We start from the raw sequence: 5,224 nt of genomic DNA on the forward strand, positions 1-5,224 counted from the left end.
CTGAGATAATACTCCTTGAAGTTCTTGTATGTGCCAAAATGATAGCATACGAGGATGGTCATAATCTCGCTTTCGGAGAGTCTTCCCTTACGGTTTCTGTGACGTTTTCCGCTGCCGTCTTTGGATGGCAGACGAAGGTTTTTCTTCAATTCCTCGTTCAAATTCTTGTCAAACTCGTCGATAATACAGAAAATTTCTGTAACTTTGTCTCTGGTAATCATTGCTATTATATTTTGTAACTTGTTTGTTTTCAACTATAAAGATACAAATAAATAGCGAGATTACCAACTTTTATTTGACTTTTCTTATCCCGAACTGGCGTATGTATAATAAACCACATAAGGTGAACTTATCCCAACAAAATGCCCTTTAACAAATTGATTTTTTTGAGCAAAGGATGATATCGCAACAAGCATCAATAATATTGTTAATATTTTCTTCATAGGTTATCTTTTTTTTGACTTCACAAAAGAAAACTTACCTCCAATAATTGGCAAGCCTTCTATTTTTACCGAATTCCCGCTTTTCTCTATTTTGAATTTAAATGCCGAGTCCAACGAATTACAAATAAGAGTATCGTTCTGAATCACAGGATTAAAAAGCATCATAATAGTATCCCCAATATAAGGGTCGAATTCTATGATTGAATCCCCGAAATGGAGAACGACATTCGCATTTGCAATCCTCTCCTCGCTTTCCCATTGCCCCTTCAAAGCCTCATATTCAAAATGTTCTGTTTTCTGTTGGCAAGAGGTTGCAAGCAGAATCGCCAATAAAATAGGATATTTGCTTTTCACATGTTATCATTTTTGCTGCAAATTTATCTTTTAAATCCATACGAACAAAGATAATTTACATTTCTTGTTGTTTACAATTCTTTTTTAAGAATTATTAACAGAGCAATCAAGGGCGCAATCGGCTTTTTAGCATAAATTTGCAACACCAAACTATTACAAATTAACAATATTTACAATGAGTAACATTTTCAATTCAAGTATCAAGTATGTCAGAATGGCAGTTATTATTCTGGCAGTCAGTCTGTTTTCAACTGTTTTTATTTCGTGCGGAGACGATGATGAGGACGAGGGTTTCACTACCGAAGTTTCTCTTTTTTACGAAAGCCTTGGAAGTTATAACGTAAATCTTTCTAAGATCACGGGAGATTACATATGCTTCAGCATACCTGTCAAGTCTGACGGCAAGGACATAGACCTGAGCAAGAAAGGCGACTGGTCGGTTATGGGAATGGTTAACAAGGAAGTGATTGAAGGCTATGGCGACGAGCCTGACAATATGTTCGACAGCGGAAGCACTCTCTACATTCACAAGACAGGAGAAAAGACATACGAGATAAGATACACGCTAAAAAAGACTATCAACGGAAAGCAGAAGGTTATTAAAGGCAGTTATTCGGGCAATATGATTACTGGTCAGAACTAAATTTTACATTTCAAATCCTTATAAGTAACAAAAAATGAACATAATCTTAAAATCAAGCAGCAGGTTTACCAGAATAATGGTCATGATTCTGGCAGTATGTCTGTTTTCAACTGTTTTTGTATCGTGCAAAGACGAAGAGGAAGAAAGTGAGTTTCCAATCATACTCTTCAACGAAGTTTACGACGACTACAACATTCACCTTGGAAACAAGAAGGCTGATTTGATAATATTCAGAATACCTGCCAGCAACGACGGTCAGGATATAGACCTTAGTCAATGTGGCGACTGGGATATATTCGGAAACGTTATTACGGGAAGCGGCGACAAGGATGCTCCCGACTTGCTCGACAGCGGAAGCACGCTCTACGTTCGCAAGACCGGCAAAAATCGCAAGAACGGCCTGAATACCTTCGAAATGAGATATACTCTGAAAAAGACTATCGACGGTACTCAGAAGATTGTAGAAGGAAGTTATTCGGGCGACGTAGTTGCTGGTCAGAAATAACTAATGAATCCATCTTACGCATTTTGTAAGATGGATTCTTTGTTTCGTCAAAACTGAAAGCCGACGGTTGCTGAAAATGCATTGTGCCCTATCTTCTCGACAAACCGAGACCGTACGACAGCCGACTCGAACGTTTTTAACTGACCGAAATGCTGATACTCGTAGCCAACGGAAGCACAAATGCGCCGCGTGTCGGAAAGTCGGAATGATGTTCCGAAGCCAAGCCCGAGGTTGCTTCCGCCCGTGGCTGACGGCGAAGGGGCGAACGAATATCCCATACGAGCCTCAACAAACGGAGTGAACTGCCGAGGACGCGCCACGCTCCACTGCAAGTCGACAAACAGCGGAACGAGCGTCTTGTCGTATCGGCTGATGCCTGCGCCAACGCCGCACATCAGCCGCGGATTAAGTCCGTACATCACTTTCTGGCACAACCGCATTGGCATTCCATGCGATTCGGGCAAAGGAAAGCCGACGGACATTTCGGTCTGATAACAAAGTCTATCCGCCAAATTCTGCGAAAAAGCGAATTGGCAAAATATGCAGCCAAACGCAAACAAAGCAATTTTTTTCATTTCAACTTAACGGTTATCTGTTTAACAATTCTGAGGGCAGAATCGATGCCTTCCATATCGGTGTAGATGCCACCGTCGGAGCCATCGGGCGAGCTGTGTCCGATGAGTGATGCCGTGAACGAACGGCTCTGCGTACTCAAATCAATATCTGCCATGTATACGAGAGCTGGCTGTCCGCTGCCCTCTTTTCCGCCAGAGTAGTAAGGGCTCGACGGCGCGGCATCCTTGGCATACACATCGGTGAAATCGGTTGAGTGGTTCACCTCAACCAGCACACGAAAGCGTTGCAGTCCCGTCTTCTCCCTGAAATACATGCTGAAGCCCTTTCGCGGCGTTGCGCCAGTCAAGGCATCGGTTACAGGCTGTTGCTTTGTCGGGCAGAAAAGTCCGTCGTCGTAACGTATTCCGCGCGAATGACACCAGCACGGCAGAGCCTCCTTCCGTCGGTTTCCGCTGGCATTGAGCCAACCCTCGGTGGCTATCTTCTGCGAAACGTAGATTGTTGAAACGTATCTGCCCGACGAATCCTCAATCCAGATGGCTATCTGCGGCGGATTTTTCTTCTTTATGCCAAGAAAGAGCGGAAAATCGTGCAGCCACTCTTCGCCCTCGGCAATTTCTACCCTCACATCGTCGGACTCGTATTCCAACAGTTTCTTGTTGCACGATGTCTGCATCAGTCCAACGGCAACGGTAATGAACATTACAAATTTCTTCATGTGTTTCTGATTATTGCGTTCTGTCTGGCAGCAAAGATGCGCAGAATAAAAATTGCATACAATATGCAGGGACAGAAGTACGGGCGGCGAGGGACACACGCTGCACATTGGGACGAAATGGGACACGAGAGGGACAAAATGCAACCGTGCCATCGCCCTTTTTTGAGAGAAAACGGCTATCTTTGTCGGCATGAAGAATATTTTGAAAGACTCTGGAATTATCGCTTTGATGACGGCTTTCGTGCTGTCGTTCCTTCAGCCGTTTGGCATTGAGCAGATGACTGGCAAGCGAATGTACTTCATCGTATTTGTGTCGGTACTTGCGTTTGCCGTAGCCGTGCTGTCGTATAGCATAGCAAGAGGCATCACGCGCCGTAGTGCAACAAAGACAAAAGACATCGTAGTGTTCCATGCCATTAACATTCCAATAGCCTCGGCCGTCATTCTCACAAGCATTTCGTGGTTCAGTTGGGGCAACCTTCATTCGGCTTGGTACTGCACGCAAGGCGAGTTTTCGGTAATCAACTATCTGATAGTATGCCTTCAGGTTGCGCTGATGTCGGTATTCATCTTCGTGGTGCAGGTTTACCGAACAAAGAACCGCAATCTGCAAGCCGAGTTGGAGACGATGAAAGCCATAAACGCGCATCTTGAAGAGAGGCTCGAAGGCATCGACGCCCCGAAGGAAAGCGAAACGCCGCAACAGAAATTCGTCACTCTCGTCGGCAATACAAACAATGCCGTGTTCGAGGTGTGCATCGAAGAAATAATCTACATCGAGTCGATGAAGAACTACGCCAACATCTGCCTTCTGCACAACGGCGAGGTATGCAACCATTCGCTGCGCATAACCATAAAGCAGCTCCGCCAGTCGCTAGACGGCTTTAGGTGTATGTTTGCATGCCACCGCGCCTTTATAGTTAACATGGATTTCATCCAGTCTGTTTCGGGAAGACGTTCGAGCGGCTATCAACTGCAAATGTTCGGCACGGACAAGCATATTCCGATAAGCCGCACTTATTCCGATGAGTTTGAAAGGAGAATGGGGGTAAATCAGAATTATGCAATATAAATTTAATCGATATGAGAATCATTTTATTTTTGATTTTGCTTTGTTCAGCAATGACATCTTGCAGAAACAAGACTCCATATAAAGCTGAAACAAACTCGGCAGAAACAAAGAACAGTCACCAGACAAACGTATTTGTAGCACACGAAGAAGCCTTTGCTGCAATGAAACCCGATGTTGCCGATAGTGCAACGTGCCAAAGATACAGCCACGACACTATAATCATGCCCTATCGTTTTAAATACTGCGTGGTTAATGACGATTCTGACATTCTAAAGTATATTAAATATCCTGATACAGATAATCAGGAAAGAGATACAGTTGTATACAAAGGACGAAAACTTTGCATTATGATTTCTGACGGAAAACAGATTTTCAAGAAAGAAATTCACCGTAATGAACTGAAGGACATCATGGTAAAAGAAGGATTAGGAGTTGAAGATATTGAATACATGACATTTTACTACATAGATGTCAAAAAAAAGGATGACAAGACTCTGTCAATAACAATAGACTTGTGGAAAGAGGATGAATGGTATATAGACATATTTACTTACGAATTTGATGGAAATAAAATAAGCTTCAAAGACTTGGAAGAAATCTACGATGGTGGTGATGAGAATTCATGACCTCAATGTTCTGTCGAATTTCCGAGTTCGACAGGACTTGGAAATTAGCGTAAATGACAACGAAAAATGTCTGACTGACAATTCACTTGACAACTTGGAATTTATGGAACAAATACAGTATGAATTTTTCTTTTGGTAAATACAAAATAGTGGGAAGTAAGAAGGAAGATAGATTCATGGTACATCCAAGATACATCGTAGGAACATCGTAGGAACATCGTAGGAACATCGTAGGAACATCGTAGGAACATCGTAGGAACATCGTAGGAACATCGTAGGAACATCGT

The 5,224-nt window shown here is 43.0% G+C and carries 8 protein-coding genes and 1 pseudogene; 4 read left to right on the forward strand and 5 right to left on the reverse strand.

Annotation, left to right across the window (positions count from 1 at the left end; genetic code table 11):
* The 3 genes and pseudogenes from T538_RS0113535 to T538_RS0113540 form a co-directional block, all read right to left on the reverse strand.
* Positions 1-221 (reverse strand): annotated as a pseudogene (locus T538_RS0113535) (IS982 family transposase); the annotation flags it as partial.
* An 84-nt stretch (positions 222-305) separates the two neighbouring features.
* Positions 306-443 carry a hypothetical protein gene (locus T538_RS18480; protein ID WP_155993226.1) on the reverse strand — a complete coding sequence of 46 codons (138 nt, stop codon included), beginning with the start codon at positions 441-443 and terminating at the stop codon, positions 306-308.
* 3 nt (positions 444-446) lie between these two features.
* Complete coding sequence (locus tag T538_RS0113540; RefSeq protein ID WP_031541408.1) at positions 447-797, reverse strand: hypothetical protein; 351 nt, start codon at positions 795-797, stop codon at positions 447-449.
* A 175-nt stretch (positions 798-972) separates the two neighbouring features.
* Here T538_RS0113540 and T538_RS0113545 point away from each other — a divergent pair, with 175 nt between their 5' ends.
* Together T538_RS0113545 and T538_RS0113550 are read left to right on the forward strand one after the other, a co-directional pair.
* Complete coding sequence (locus tag T538_RS0113545; protein ID WP_031533887.1) at positions 973-1,440, forward strand: hypothetical protein; 468 nt, start codon at positions 973-975, stop codon at positions 1,438-1,440.
* A 34-nt stretch (positions 1,441-1,474) separates the two neighbouring features.
* The gene (locus tag T538_RS0113550; RefSeq protein WP_031541410.1) at positions 1,475-1,945 is read left to right on the forward strand and encodes a hypothetical protein; all 471 of its coding nucleotides are present in this window, start codon (positions 1,475-1,477) and stop codon (positions 1,943-1,945) included.
* Positions 1,946-1,992: 47 nt separating this feature from the next.
* Here the strand turns inward: T538_RS0113550 and T538_RS0113555 are convergent, their stop codons facing one another.
* Positions 1,993-2,457: a hypothetical protein gene (locus T538_RS0113555; protein ID WP_155993228.1), complete on the reverse strand. Its 465-nt coding sequence runs from the start codon at positions 2,455-2,457 to the stop codon at positions 1,993-1,995.
* Between the two features lie 59 nt (positions 2,458-2,516).
* Positions 2,517-3,239, reverse strand: a complete 723-nt coding sequence (locus T538_RS0113560; RefSeq protein ID WP_031533884.1) for a hypothetical protein — start codon at positions 3,237-3,239, stop codon at positions 2,517-2,519.
* A 190-nt stretch (positions 3,240-3,429) separates the two neighbouring features.
* Here T538_RS0113560 and T538_RS0113565 point away from each other — a divergent pair, with 190 nt between their 5' ends.
* Both T538_RS0113565 and T538_RS0113570 read left to right on the forward strand, forming a co-directional pair.
* Complete coding sequence (locus T538_RS0113565) at positions 3,430-4,311, forward strand: LytR/AlgR family response regulator transcription factor (RefSeq protein ID WP_031533883.1); 882 nt, start codon at positions 3,430-3,432, stop codon at positions 4,309-4,311.
* 11 nt (positions 4,312-4,322) lie between these two features.
* The gene (locus T538_RS0113570; RefSeq protein WP_155993231.1) at positions 4,323-4,937 is read left to right on the forward strand and encodes a hypothetical protein; all 615 of its coding nucleotides are present in this window, start codon (positions 4,323-4,325) and stop codon (positions 4,935-4,937) included.
* The last annotated feature ends 287 nt before the right edge of the window (positions 4,938-5,224 follow it).

Source organism: Bacteroides sp. Ga6A2 (genome assembly GCF_000702225.1).
Classification (GTDB): domain Bacteria; phylum Bacteroidota; class Bacteroidia; order Bacteroidales; family Bacteroidaceae; genus Ga6A1.

Excerpts from the sequence above, each read along its gene's own strand:
- T538_RS0113565 (WP_031533883.1), top strand. The coding sequence starts at position 3,430 with ATGAAGAATATTTTGAAAGACTCTGGAATTATCGCTTTGATGACGGCT.
- T538_RS0113550 (WP_031541410.1), top strand. The coding sequence starts at position 1,475 with ATGAACATAATCTTAAAATCAAGCAGCAGGTTTACCAGAATAATGGTC.
- T538_RS18480 (WP_155993226.1), bottom strand. The coding sequence starts at position 443 with ATGAAGAAAATATTAACAATATTATTGATGCTTGTTGCGATATCATCC.
- T538_RS0113560 (WP_031533884.1), bottom strand. The coding sequence starts at position 3,239 with ATGAAGAAATTTGTAATGTTCATTACCGTTGCCGTTGGACTGATGCAG.
- T538_RS0113545 (WP_031533887.1), top strand. The coding sequence starts at position 973 with ATGAGTAACATTTTCAATTCAAGTATCAAGTATGTCAGAATGGCAGTT.
- T538_RS0113570 (WP_155993231.1), top strand. The coding sequence starts at position 4,323 with ATGAGAATCATTTTATTTTTGATTTTGCTTTGTTCAGCAATGACATCT.